This window comes from Caulobacter hibisci (assembly GCF_016135805.1).
GTDB lineage: Bacteria > Pseudomonadota > Alphaproteobacteria > Caulobacterales > Caulobacteraceae > Caulobacter > Caulobacter hibisci.
Map to the genome: position 1 here is coordinate 114361 of NZ_JADWOX010000004.1, position 11773 is coordinate 126133.

11 protein-coding genes are annotated in these 11773 nt (G+C 71.0%); 4 read left to right on the top strand and 7 right to left on the bottom strand.

The genetic code is table 11. The features are described 5' to 3' along the window. Positions 1-2 precede the first annotated feature (2 nt). From I4Q42_RS08225 to I4Q42_RS08240, 4 genes are all read right to left on the bottom strand, one after another. Positions 3-1331 (bottom strand): 3-oxoacyl-ACP reductase, encoded by a 1329-nt coding sequence (locus I4Q42_RS08225; RefSeq protein WP_198575587.1) that lies wholly within the window; start codon positions 1329-1331, stop codon positions 3-5. Next, positions 1331-3823, bottom strand: a complete 2493-nt coding sequence (locus I4Q42_RS08230) for an acyl-CoA dehydrogenase (protein WP_198575588.1) — start codon at positions 3821-3823, stop codon at positions 1331-1333. Before I4Q42_RS08230 ends, I4Q42_RS08225 begins: the two co-directional genes overlap by 1 nt. 81 nt (positions 3824-3904) lie before the next feature. Beyond that, positions 3905-4327, bottom strand: coding sequence for a DUF2147 domain-containing protein (locus I4Q42_RS08235; protein ID WP_198575589.1), 423 nt, complete (start codon positions 4325-4327; stop codon positions 3905-3907). Beyond that, entirely contained in the window at positions 4324-5115 is a 792-nt protein-coding gene (locus tag I4Q42_RS08240) for a Coq4 family protein (protein ID WP_332873045.1), read from the bottom strand. The genes I4Q42_RS08235 and I4Q42_RS08240 overlap by 4 nt, the downstream gene beginning before the upstream one ends. A gap of 63 nt (positions 5116-5178) precedes the next feature. Here I4Q42_RS08240 and I4Q42_RS08245 point away from each other — a divergent pair, with 63 nt between their 5' ends. The 4 genes from I4Q42_RS08245 to I4Q42_RS08260 all read left to right on the top strand — a co-directional run bounded on the left by I4Q42_RS08245 (position 5179) and on the right by I4Q42_RS08260 (position 7194). After that, a complete protein-coding gene (locus tag I4Q42_RS08245) occupies positions 5179-5799 on the top strand; it encodes a TetR/AcrR family transcriptional regulator (RefSeq protein ID WP_198575590.1) in 621 nt (206 codons plus the stop codon). A gap of 87 nt (positions 5800-5886) precedes the next feature. Next, on the top strand, positions 5887-6261 hold the full coding sequence (locus tag I4Q42_RS08250; protein ID WP_198575591.1) for a YciI family protein: 375 nt from the start codon (positions 5887-5889) through the stop codon (positions 6259-6261). 57 nt (positions 6262-6318) lie between these two features. Then, positions 6319-6648: a hypothetical protein gene (locus tag I4Q42_RS08255; RefSeq protein ID WP_198575592.1), complete on the top strand. Its 330-nt coding sequence runs from the start codon at positions 6319-6321 to the stop codon at positions 6646-6648. 108 nt (positions 6649-6756) lie between these two features. Continuing rightward, positions 6757-7194: a hypothetical protein gene (locus tag I4Q42_RS08260; protein ID WP_198575593.1), complete on the top strand. Its 438-nt coding sequence runs from the start codon at positions 6757-6759 to the stop codon at positions 7192-7194. A 16-nt stretch (positions 7195-7210) separates the two neighbouring features. Here the strand turns inward: I4Q42_RS08260 and I4Q42_RS08265 are convergent, their stop codons facing one another. The 3 genes from I4Q42_RS08265 to I4Q42_RS08275 form a co-directional block, all read right to left on the bottom strand. Continuing rightward, positions 7211-7939 (bottom strand): SDR family oxidoreductase, encoded by a 729-nt coding sequence (locus I4Q42_RS08265; protein ID WP_198575594.1) that lies wholly within the window; start codon positions 7937-7939, stop codon positions 7211-7213. Positions 7940-7995: 56 nt separating this feature from the next. Further along, positions 7996-10440 (bottom strand): TonB-dependent receptor, encoded by a 2445-nt coding sequence (locus tag I4Q42_RS08270; RefSeq protein WP_198575595.1) that lies wholly within the window; start codon positions 10438-10440, stop codon positions 7996-7998. 96 nt (positions 10441-10536) lie between these two features. Beyond that, positions 10537-11709, bottom strand: coding sequence for an acyl-CoA dehydrogenase family protein (locus I4Q42_RS08275; protein ID WP_198575596.1), 1173 nt, complete (start codon positions 11707-11709; stop codon positions 10537-10539). Between the last annotated feature and the right edge of the window lie 64 nt (positions 11710-11773).

Consider the following 11773-nt stretch of genomic DNA (forward strand, 5'->3'; position numbering starts at 1 on the left):
GTTCAGGCCCCCAGCAGGCTCTGGCCGCAGACGCGGACCACCTGGCCATTGACGCCGCCGCTGGCCGGATGCGCCAGCCAGGCGATGGTCTCGGCCACGTCGACCGGGCTGCCGCCCTGCCCCATGCTGTTCATCCGCCGCCCGGCCTCGCGGACGGCGAAGGGGATGGCCGCGGTCATCCGGGTCTCGATGAAGCCGGGAGCCACGGCGTTGACCGTGATCCCGTGCGTCAGGCCGTCGCGCGCCAGCCGGTCGACCGCCCCTATCCAGCCGGCCTTGGATAGGGCGTAGTTGGTCTGGCCCATGTTGCCGGCCACGCCGCTCAGCGACGAGACCGCCACGATCCGGCCGTTGCGGCGCACGAGCCCGGCCTCCAGCAGCACCCGGGTCAGGGCCAGGGGCGCGCCGAGATTGACGGCCATCACGCTGTCCCACTCCCGGGCGTCCATCCGGCCCAGGGTGCGATCGCGGGTGATGCCGGCGTTGTGCACCACCACGTCGAAGCCGCCCCGCGCCCGCGCCGTCTGCAACAGCACGCCGGCCGCCTCGGGCGCGGTGATGTCCAGCGCCAGGGGGTCCGCGCCGATCTCGCGGGCCAGGGCCTGGAGCTCGTCGTGGGCGCTGGGCACGTCCAGCGCCGTGACCCGCGCGCCCTCGGCGGCGAACAGCCGGACGATGGCCTCGCCGATGCCCCGCGCCGCGCCTGTGACCAGCACGTGCCGGCCGGCGTGGCCGAGGCTTGGATCGGCCGCCACGCCCGCCGCCTCGACCCGGATCACCTGGCCCGAGACATAGGCCGAGCGCGGCGACAACAGGAAAGCCAGGGTGCTCTGCGCGGCGTCCTCGCGGCCGGGCGCCACATAGAGCAGTTGCACAGCGATGCTGCGCCGCGCCTCCTTGGCCAGCGACCGCACGAAGCCTTCCAGCCCGCGCTGGATCGCCTCGCCCTCGGCGGTCCGCGCCGTCTGCGGCGGCGCGCCGACCACGACGATTCGGCCGTGCTCGGCGACAGAACGGATCGCCTGGTGGAAGAAGCGGTAGAGCCCCTGCGTCGCGGCCACGCTCAGGCAGTCCGAGGCGTCATATACCAGCGCGCCGTAGCGCACGTCCGGCGTCCACTCGGCGTGGACCGCCACGCCCGAGGCCGCCGTCACCCGTCCCACGACGTCCGCCATCCGCCCGTCGGCCGACGGTCCCAGCAGCAGCGGCAAGGCTGGCCCAGCGTCCGCCTCGGCCCGGCGCAACAGCGGCGCGGGCTTGGGCAGGCCCAGGGCCTCGACCACCCAGCCGCCCAGGCCGCTGCTGGCGAACTCCAGATAGCGGTCGGCCATCAGGCGGCCCTCCCCTTGCGGGCGACCGGCTTGGCCTTCGAGGCCTCCTCGCGCCGCGCCAGACCCTCGGCGAGACCGAAGTCCTGCGGGAAGTCGTCGACCTGGATCGCCTGGTCGGCCAGCTCTGCGAAGCGGGCAATCAGGGCGCGCTCGGCGGCGTCGATCAGGCCCAGGCCTTCCGCATCGGCCGCCCAGGCGTCCAGCAGGGTCAGGTTCTGCGGGGCGCGGGGGATCGTTCCGGCGACGATGGCCGGCTTCAGGCGGCGCTCGATGGCCTCGACCTGCGGATGGAGATCGAAGGCCACGGCGGTGGCGGCGATCGGATCGACCTCGATGCGCGGCGTCCACGATCCGGCCAGCAGGCGGTCGCGGGCCGGGCCATGGCGCTGGATCAGGCCGGCCACGGCGGCGGCGAGACGATCGTCCGGACCGGCGCGGCCGACGCCCGCCCCGACCAGGCCCAGCAGGCCGGCGACGACGCGGCTGGGATGGTTGGCCAGCAGCGCTCGCCAGGCCTCGCTGGCCCGGGCCAAGGCGTCCTGCGCCGCCCAGTGGACCAGCGGCAGGTCCTCGGCCGCCCGTCCCTCGTCCTCGAAGCGCTTGAGCACGCTCGACAGGATCAGCAGTTGCGACAGCAGGTCGCCCAGCCGCCCGGTCAGCGCGCCCTTGCGCTTGAGCGCGCCGCCCACCGTCGCCATCGACAGGTCCGAGGCCAGGGCCAGCAGGGTCGAGAACCGGGTCGCGGCGCGATAGTAGCGGGCCAGCTGCGGCGCGGCGCCGGCCGGGGCCGGGATCAGCGCCCCGCCGGTCAGGGCGAAGGCGGCCGCGCGGGCCAGGTTCCTGAACAGGAAGCCGACATAGCCGAACAGCGCCGCGTCGAAGGCCTTCAGCTCGCGCCCCTGTGTCGTCCGCATCAAGGTCAGGACATAGGGGTGGCAGCGGATCGCGCCCTGGCCGTAGATGATCAGGGTGCGGGTCATGATGTTGGCCCCCTCCACCGTGATGGCGATGGGGATCTGCTGGTAGGCGCGGGCCAGGAAGTTGCCGGGGCCCATGCACACGCCCTTGCCGCCGACCACGTCCATGGCGTCGTTGACGACGATCCGGGCCCGCTCGGTGACGTGATACTTGGCGATGGCCGAGACCACCGAGGGCTTCTCGCCCTGGTCCAGGGCCGCCGCCGCCAGCCGCCGCACGCTGTCGGCCGCGTAGAGGTGGCCGGCCATCCTGGCCAGCGGTTCCTGCACGCCCTCGAAGGCCCCGATCGGCATGTTGAACTGCCGGCGGATGGCGACATAGGCCCCGACCATGCCGACCGCCAGCTTGGACATGCCGACATTGGACGACGGCAGCGAGATCGCCCGCCCCGCCGCCAGGCACTCCATCAGCATCCGCCAGCCGGCCCCGACCTGGGCCTGGCCGCCGATCACCATCTCCATCGGCACGAAGACGTCGTCGCCGCGGATCGGGCCGTTCTGGAACACCGCGTTCAGCGGCCAGTGGCGTCGGCCGATCTCGACCCCCGGATGCTCGCGCGGGATCAGCACGCAGGTGATGCCGGGCTCGGCCCCCTGCCCCAGCAGCCCGTCGGGATCGACGGCGCGGAAGGCCAGGCCGATCACCGTCGCGATCGGGGCCAGGGTGATGTAGCGCTTTCGCCAGCTGATCCGGAAACCCAGGGTCTCGCGGCCCTGCCAGGTCCCCCGGCAGACCACGCCGGTGTCGGTGATCGAGGCCGCGTCCGAGCCGGCATAGGGGTTGGTCAGGGCGAAGCACGGGATCTCGACGCCCCGCGCCAGGCGCGGCAGGTAGTGATCCTTCTGCGCGTCGGTCCCGTAGTGCAGCAGCAGCTCGGCCGGGCCCAGCGAGTTGGGCACCATCACCGACACCGCCGCCGCCGAGCAGCGGGTCGACAGCTTCTGCACCACTTGGCTGTGGGCGTAGGCCGAGAATCCCAGGCCCCCGTATTGCTTGGGAATGATCATCCCCAGGAAGCCCTTGTCGCGGGCATAGGCCCAGGCGGCCGGCGGCAGGTCCTGCCAGACGGCGGTGCTTTCCCAGTCGTTGGACAGGTCGGCCAGGTGCTCGGTCTCGACGTCGAGGAAGCGTTGCTCCTCGGGGCTGAGCCTGGGCGCGGGCGTCGCCAGCAGCTTCTTCCAGTCGGGCCGGCCGGCGAACAGTTCGGCGTCCCACCAGACGTTGCCGGCCTCGACGGCGGCCTGCTCGGTCGGGCTCATCCTGGGCATGATCGCGCCGAACGCCTTCATGGCCGGCGCCGACAGGATCGCGGCCCGCAGCGGCCGCACGGCCAGCAGCAGGGTCGAGACCGCCACCACGGCCGCCAAGGCGAGTGCGACGCCCTGTCCCACCACGCCAAGCGCCAGTCCCGCCGCGATCCAGGCGGCGAAGGCGGCGCTCCAGACCAGCGCCCGGGCCTGGACGAAGGCCAGCAGGAAAACCACAGGCGCCAGGGCGCCGATCCAGATCAGCATGGTCGCAATCCCCCGTCCGGCGCGCGCCTGGGCGGCCGGTGTCTAGAAAGCCTCGAATGCACTAAGGGCCGCGCCCGATACTCAGCGCGCGCGTTTCCAGGTCTGGGTCCGGCAAAGCAGCGGCGCGATGCAGCCCTTCACCGCCAGGGTGTCGTCGTCGACCAGGGTCAGGGTTCCGGTCGCCGCCCGGTCGCCGCTGTCGGGGTCGTAGAGCGGCCCGCCCTTCCAGGCCGTCGGGCCGCCGGTGAAGTTCTCGAGCACCAGCAGGTTCTTCACCCGCCGCGTCCGCAGGGCGGCCTTCCTGTTGTGGATGTCGCGCTGGTCGGGATCGGCGCGCAGCGGCGCGGCGTCCAGCACCCGCCCGCACAGAACCGCGCCGCAGCGCTCGATGCCGACGACGCCGTCGCGGGCCGAGGTGCGCCAGCGACCGACCAAGGGCTCGTCCTGGGCGAGAGCCGGGCCAGCCGCCAGCAGCGCCAGGACCACCGGCAAGGCCGGGTTCACCCCGGGGCTCCCTGATAGGCGTTGCGCACGGCGGGCGGCACGGCGTCGTAGACGGTCGGCCGCGCGATCTTCAGACGAAGACGGGCCGCCTCCAGCGGCTGCGCCATCAGCGCCTCGTAGTCCTGACCCGGCAGCCAGGCGGCGCGGCGGCCGCTGCGCCAGGCCTGCAACACCGCGCGGCCGCAGGGATGGCCCGTCCGGGCGCGCATGAACTGCACCGCCGCGCCCGCCGCGATCAGGCCGAAGCCGGCGCTGCGGGTCTGGGGCAGCGAGAAGGCCACCACGCAGGCCTCGCCCAGCGCGTCGGTCTGGTAGCCGGTCAGAACGTGCCAGATGTCGTGCACGTCGCGGATCCGTCGCGCGTACCAGGCGCGGGGGTGAGCGGCCTCGATCTCGCTGTCGGCGACCTTGCGGCTCTCGTCGGCCAGGCCGTAGGCCGACAGGCTGCGGGCGTCGATGAAGTCGCGATAGGCCGCGCCCACCGTCCCGGCCACGAACCCGTCCAGCCAGGCCCGGTCCTGCAGGCGGTCCGACAGCTCGACCTGGCCATAGGCCTGGGCGCCGCCCTCCGGCGTCTGCAGAAGCCGCTGATAGCCCCAGTCGATCGACCGCCCCGCCAGGGCGTTCATGATCTCGAACACCTGGCGGGTGTCTTCCTTGTCGGCCACCAGCCGACCGAAGGCGCGGGCCGCGCGGACGGGCTGCACCCGGCGCGGCGCGGTCAGCGACGGCCGTCGCTCATGGCTCTGAAGCGGGCGCAACACGGGCGTCGAAGGCGCAGCTTGCACTTGCGGTTCCCCTTGTCTGGGCCTAAGGATTTGGCCTTATCTACATGAATGTCATTTACATCGATGTCAATTGAAAAGACCGCCCCGCGTCGGCGCCGACGCCTGCCCGAGGAGGCGCGCCGCGAAGCGCTGACCTCGGCGCGCGCCCTGCTGCTGTCGGGCGGTCCCGACGCGGTGACGCTGTCGGCGGTCGCCGGCGAGATCGGCGTCACCCACGCCAACCTGATCCACCACTTCGGATCGGCCGCCGGCCTGCAATCGGCCCTGATGGCCTCGATGGTCGCCGACCTGACCCAGGCCCTGGACGTTGCCGTCGCCCGCCTGCGCACCGACGAGGGCGCGCCGCTGGAGCTGGTCAATGCGGTGTTCGACGCCTTCTCCACCGGCGGCGCCGGCCGTCTGGCCGCCTGGATAGCGCTGTCGGGCGATCTCTCGCACCTCGAGCCCGTCCGCGCGGCGGTGCAGAACCTGGTCGAGGCGATCAGCGACAAGATGGGCGTGCAGGACGACCAGGCCCGCCAGGGCATGGGGGCGGCGGTGCTGTTCATCGCGCTCAGCGCTTTCGGCGAGGCCCTGATCGGCCCGCCCCTGCGCGACATGCTCGACCAGCCCGACGACGCCGCCCGCCGCGTCGTCGCCAGCCTGCTGCCGCGGTTCCTGATCACCAAGCCGGCGGCTGGCTGAAATCGCGAGGTCGGGTGTCGGCGACCGAGCGCTCCGTTCGTCGTTCCGATGCTAGGCCGGCAAGCGGCTCGATCGAGGAGACAGGCGATGCGCGTGATGGTGCTGGTCAAGGCGACCGAGGACAGCGAGCGGGGCTTCGATCCCACGCCCGAGACCATGGCCATGATGGAGGCGATGGGCCGGTTCAACGACGAGCTGGAAAATGCCGGCGTGCTGGTCATGGCCGACGGCCTACAGCCTTCGTCGGCGGCCCGACGCGTGGCCTTCGACGGCCCCGACCGGACGGTGATCGACGGGCCCTTCCCTCACCCTCGCGAGCTGGTCGCCGGCTTCTGGCTGTGGGAGGTCAAGGACATGGACGAGGCCGTCGCCTGGGTGAAGCGCTGCCCCAACCCCATGCCCGGCCCCAGCGAGATCGAGATCCGGCCGGTGTACGCGCTGTCCGATCTGACGCCCGACTGACCCCTCCGGTCACGGATGGGGTGGCGAGGACGCGCCTGACAGGCTAACTCCCCTGGAATGGCACGCACCAAGCTGAACCCTGAATTCGATATCGAGGTCGACGGAGACCCCTATGCCTGGCGGCTGCATCGTCAGCCCCAGTGGTCCCGCGACCCCGCCGAGCGGCACGGCATGGCCATCGCCGTGCGCCACAAGGAAGGGCAGCGCGAGGCCGTGGTCGAGTTCCCGCCGGGGCCTCAGCCCAAATACGGCGCGCCGATGCTGAAGCCCTCGCATATCGCGCCGGCCCTGGTGGCCAAGGCCATCACCTCCGCCATCGCGGCGGGGTGGGAGCCCCTGTCGCGCGGCAAGACCGTCGCGATCATGGTGGACGCCACCGGCGCCTGACGCCCGCCCCCTGCGGGAATAAGGGCTTGCCCCTTGATATTGTCAGCGACTTGAAATTCTCGCCAAGGTAGCGTTCCGACGCTTGGAGCGGCAAAGGGGAGCGTGATCATGAGTGGAGGCGTCGACGCGGAGACGCACGAACTGCAGTGCGTCGCCGACTGCGGCATCGTCATGCCGCTGCCCATCGAAGCCTATGCGTCGATCCCCCTGCTCGCCCTGGTCATCGCCGTCGCCTGGATCGCGCTGCGCCGGCTGGCCCGCCGCAAGCGGGCGCCTTCGAAGGCTGATCGAACCGGCCGGAACAGCCGATCCCCGCCCGCTGGCGTCTCGCGCAACTACTGGCGGGTCGACGAGCCGGGAAAGCTCCACGTCTATCTCAATGCCGAAGAGGCCGAGGTCCGGGAATATTGCGAGGGGACCGACAGAACCTTCGCGCGCCTGTCCGAGGAGAAGGTTCGGGAGATCGGCGAGGAGTGGCTGTACGACCGGCTGTCGCGGTCCCTGCGCCGGCAGCCGGACGGATCGCTGAAGGCCGTTCCGGGCTAGCGGGTCGCGCGCCTGTTCAGCGGCCGCCGCCGACGTCGAGCGTCGCGCCGGTGACGTAGGAGGCCGCATCGCTCAGAAGCCAGACGATGGCCTCGCCGACTTCCTCGGGAAGGCCGGCCCGCCCCATCGGGGTCTGGACGCCCAGGCGGCGGGCGCGGTCCGGATGGCCGCCGCTCGCATAGATCTCGGTTTCGATCAGCCCCGGACGCACCGAATTCACCCGCACGCCGTCCGGCGCCAGCTCCTTGGCGAGGCCGACCGCGAGGGCGTCGAGCGCGGCCTTCGAGCCGGCATAGTCGACATATTCGCCGGGCGAGCCCAGCCGCGCCGCAAGCGACGACACCAGCACGATGGAGCCGCCGGACGTCAGGGTCCGCGCGGCCTCACGCGCCGTCAGATAGGCGCCCAGGACATTGACCTCGAACATCCGCCGCAGCCGATCGGCCGACATCTCCGCCAGGCGCTGCGACGGCCCGACGATCCCGGCGTTGACGACCACGCCCGACAGCGGGCCGAGCGCGGCCGTCGCCGCCTGGAACATCTCGACCACGTCGGCCTCGCGGCTGACGTCGCCGGGGACGAGCACCGCCTCGACGCCGCGCTCGCGCACGGCCGCCGCGGCGGCCTGCGCCGCGTCGCGATCGGTCCTGTAGTTCACGGCCACCGACCAGCCCGCCTCTGCGGCGCGAAGGGCGGCGGCCCGCCCGATTCCTCGACCGGCGCCGGTGATGAGAATGGCCTTCATGCCGCCGCTATAGCGCCGGGATAACGGCGATCAAAGGCTTGTCGCGGCGGCGCGCCCTAGAACTTCCAGCTTAGCGCCGCGCCCCAGGTCCGCGCCTTGCCGGGGAAGCGGACCACGGTGTTGGCGTTGCTGCTGACGGCCGTCCAGTAATATTCGTCCGTCAGGTTGCGGCCCCACAGCGAGACCTCCCAGCCCTTGTCGGGCGACGAGAGGCCCAGGCTGGCGTTCAGCAGGCCATAGCTGTCGATGGCGAACAGCGGATTGCCCTCCAGGTCGGCGCTCGACTTGTCCTGCCAGCGACCGTTCAGGGCGGCCTGAAGCTTCAGGCCGCTGGATAGGTCGTGGTCGAACAGGGCCGTCAGGCCGCCCTGGAACTTGGGGCTGTATAGAAAGGGCCGCCCATCGAAGGTCTGGGCCTGACCGGCGGCGTTGATGCCGGTGTAGCCCTTCACTTCGGTGTGCAGCCAAGTCGCCGAGGCGAGGAAGGTGAGCGACCGCGTGGCCCGCCAGGTGATGTCGCCGTCCAGGCCCCTCGCCTCGCCTTCCGGCACGTTGGCCAGGCGCGACAGGGCCGTATAGATCGGGTCGGCGAAATACACGCTGAGCTGCTTGTCGGTATAGTCGTAGTAGAAGACGCCCAGATTGGCCTGCACCCGCCGCTCCAGCAGCGAGGCCTTCACCCCCAGTTCGTAGGCGGTCAGCAGTTCCTGGCGCGCGGGCGCGTTCTGGGTCGAGATGTTGGCGGCGTTGATCGGCGTGGCCCCGGCCTTGGCCCCGCGCGAGATCGAGCCGTAGACCAGCACGTCGTCCGAAGCCTGCCAGTCCAGCGCCACGCGCCAGGCGAAATTGTCCTCGTCCAGGGTCGAGCGCACGAAGCCGAAGCTGGCCGTGGCCGGGTTGAAGGTGTTGCACGAGCCCTGGGTGATCGGCGCCACCAGGCCATAGACCCCGAAGAACAGCGCCCGGTTCACGACATTGACGTTGGGCAGCATGTTGCCGTTGAAGTCGCGCGAACAGCCGACGTAGTCCTGCTTGTCCTGGCTGTAGCGCAGGCCGACGGTCAGCTTGAGGGCTTCAGTCAGTTGGCGGTCGGCGTTGGCGAAGACGCTGACCGTGTCGGTCTCGATATTGCCGACGTCCTCATAGGTGCGGAACGCCTGGCTCATCTGCAGGGCGGTGTAGCCGCCGCTGTTGAACGGCGTCGCCAGCAGGGTCGAGCCGTAGAACCGGATCAGCCCGACATTGGCGTTCTGGCCCAGGATCGTGCGGTTGCTGTCGAGGATCTTGTCGTGGGCCACATAGGTCCCGATCAGCCACGAGCCCTTCTCGGTGCGCCCCTCCAGCCGCAGCTCCTCGGCCGCCGACTCGATGTCGCCATGAGCCTTCTGGACCAGGATCTCGTAGGGCGCGCCGCTCCAGTCGAACACCGCGTCGCGCTTGAGCTTGTTGTAGCTGGTCAGCGAGATCAGGCTGACGTCGTCCGACAGGTGCCAGGCGAAGCGCAGCTTGGCCGCGTCGAAGCGATCGTCCTCCTGCGCCGGATCGTTGATGCCCAGGCCCGTGCCGGCGTCGACGCCGCGCACCGACAGCGGCGCCCAGTCGGCCTGGGTCGCCTTGGTCGGTTTGTTGTTGGCCACATAGGCGACCAGGCCCGCGGCGTTGAACGGACTGGCCGCCGTGGCCGGGGTGAAGCCGATGGCCTGGGCGGCCACGGTGTCCGACGTGTTGCGCCAGCCGGCGTAGGAGAAGTCCAGATCGACCTTCTCGCTCGGCAGGGCCGCCAGCGACAGCCGCCAGCCCTGGCGATGCACCTCGCCCTGGCGCTCGCCGCGGCTGTTGCTGACCTGCCAGCCCTCGCCGCTGTGCTCGGCGCGGAAGGCCAGACGGGCCTGGACCTTGTCGCCCAGCGGACCGCTGAAATAGCCCTCGATGTTGCGGGTCTGGTAGTTGCCGGCCTCGGCGGTGAGGCCCGCCTCGAACTGCTCGGTCGGCTTGTTGGTCACGAAGTCGACTAGGCCCGCCGTGGTGTTGCGGCCGTACAGCGTGCCCTGCGGGCCTTTCAGCACCTCGACCCGCTCCAGGTCGAACATCGGGCCGGTGTTCATGAACGGATAGGCGTAGGCGACCTCGTCGACATAGGTGCCAACGGTTGAGGTGGCCGACAGGTTGATGGTGTTGAAGCCGATGCCGCGCAGCGTATAGGTCGGCACGCCCTGGTAGCTCTGGCTGACCGTGAAGCTGGGCGCGACGGTCGACAGGTCCTTGGGGTCGGTAACCCGCAACTGCTTCAGGGCGTCGCCGCTGAAGGCCTGGATCGGCATGCCGATGTCATTGGCCGCTTCCTCGCGGCGCTGTGCCGTGACCACGACGGTCTCGATGGCGAAGCTGTCCTTATTGTCCTGGGCGGGCTTGGCCGCCGGGGCCTGGGCCCAGGCCGACGCCGCCATCGTCATAGCCAGCGCGGACACCCCCAGCGTCAGCGCGACACGCAGTCCTCGCATGCGAAACCTCCCTCAGGCCGCGCCTTCATTGGACGCTGGCTCGACTGGAGCGTGCGGTGGCCGGGAGACTCTAACAAGCTATCGGAACTGATAGGGTCAGAGGCCCAGCACCAGCTTGGCGATGATGTCGCGCTGGATCTCGTTGGAGCCGCCATAGATCGAGGCGGCGCGGTTGTTCAGGTAACGGGCCGTCGTGGTCAGGCCGCTCTCGGGGCCGACGAAGGCCGCGTTCGAGCCCGCCTCCCGCGCCGTCGGCTGGTGCACGGCCGCATAGCCGCCCAGGGCGTCGATCGCCAGCTCGTCCTGCCGCTGCAAGGCTTCCGAGCCCTGGGCCTTGAGGATCGACGAGGCCGGCCCGGGATTGGCCCCGCCGGCGATGGCGCTCAGCACCCGCCGCTCGGTGACGTCGATGGCCAGGGCGGCGATCTCCGCCTCCGCCAGCCGTCGGCGCTGATCCTGGTCCTCAGGCTCGACCTGCCCGCGCAGCCGCTCCAGCCCCGCCTCCAGCCCGGCCGCATAGCCCCCGCCCCGCTCGAACTCGAGCAGGTGCTTGGCCACCGTCCACCCCTGGTTCTCCTCGCCCAGCCGATCGGCGCGGGGCGTGCGGACGTCGTCGAAGAACACCTGGTTGACCTCGTGCTCGCCGGCCATCGTGATGATCGGATCGACGCGGATGCCCGGCCGGTCCATCTCGACCAGCAGGAAGGTGATGCCCGCCTGCGGCTTACCCTCGCTCGATGTGCGCACCAGGCAGAACATGTGCGTGGCCCAGTGGGCGTGGGTGGTCCAGATCTTCGAGCCGTTCAGCACGTAGTCGTCGCCGTCGGCGACCGCTTTCATCTGCAGCGAGGCCAGGTCCGACCCCGCCCCGGGCTCCGAATAGCCCTGGCACCAGTAGTCCTGCCCCGACAGGATGCGCGGCAGGTAGCGGGCCTTCTGCTCGGGCGTGCCGAACCGCATGATCGCCGGCGCAACCATCCGCAGGCCCATCGGCGCCAGGCCCGGCGCCCCGGCCCGGGCGCATTCGGCGAAGAACACGTGCCGCTGGATCTCGCTCCAGCCCGGCCCGCCGTGCTCCACCGGCCAGGTCGGGGCGGCCCAGCCCTTCTCGTGCAGGATCCTCTGCCAGGCCAGGCTTTGGGCCTTGTCGCAGAACACGCTGGTCATCCGCCGCCCGGCCTCGCGCAGCCGCGGCGTCAGGTTGGCGTCGATGAAGGCGCGCACCGCGTCGCGGAAGGCCAGGTCCTCGGCCGACAGTTCCAGATCCACGCGCGCCTGCTCCAATCGCCCATCGTCGGGGAAACTTGCGAAACCAGACCCCCGGTGCGCAAGC